Origin of the sequence: Streptomyces sp. 549 (assembly GCF_030124175.1) — a bacterium.
In the GTDB taxonomy this organism is placed as follows: domain Bacteria; phylum Actinomycetota; class Actinomycetes; order Streptomycetales; family Streptomycetaceae; genus Streptomyces.
This window is the reverse complement of record NZ_JASKMT010000069.1, coordinates 1-696: the sequence shown is the minus strand read 5'-3', so window position 1 is coordinate 696 and position 696 is coordinate 1. Positions and strand designations below refer to the sequence as shown.

Genomic DNA, 696 nt, shown 5'->3' with positions numbered 1-696 from the left:
GTGAGTGGGGGAGTGGGTTTCTGTGGGTGATGGGCAGGGTGGGGTGCGGCCGTCGGAGCCGCAGGTGGATGTGCAGTTGGCGCAGACGGATATCAGTCGTGCGTCGCAGGCGGCGGTGCCGGATTTTGCTGGTGGCGGTCGTAAGACGTTGGGGCGGTCGGATTTCGAGGGCCGCGGGCTGAACGATCTGGTGTCGATGGTGGAGGGTGCGAAGCCGGCTGATCTTGAGGCGGCGGCGGACGCGTTGTGGGCGGCGGCCGATGACATCAAGGACATCAGCACCGACCTGGACAAGCACGTGAAGTCCGTCGAGTGGGAGGGCACGTCGGCGAAGGCGTTCCGGGCGTGGACGCGGAACCTGGCCCGCAACACGCTGCTGCTGAGTTCCTACACCGAGACCGCGAGTACGCAGCTGAAGGCGGCTGCGGTGGGGTTGGCGTCGGTCAGGAGCGGCATGCCGCCCAAGGACGCAGCCGAGAGCCTGGGCTTGGGGGTGTCGTTGAGTGAGGTGCCCTCTCCCGCGCGGGTGGAGGGAAACCCGGCGTTCGATGCGGCGTCGAAGAAGGAGGCCGACCGGCAGGAGGCCATCAACCAGATGAACAGGTTGAGTTCCTACTACCAGGTCTCCCACGACATCATGGCCGCCCAGCAACAACCCACCTTCGGCCCCATGCCCGACGTGGGAGTGCCGGAGCC

At 66.8% G+C, this 696-nt stretch carries 1 pseudogene; it reads left to right on the top strand.

The features are described from left to right. Positions 1–64 precede the first annotated feature (64 nt). Positions 65–696: pseudogene (locus QNO07_RS27485) on the top strand (hypothetical protein); the annotation flags it as partial.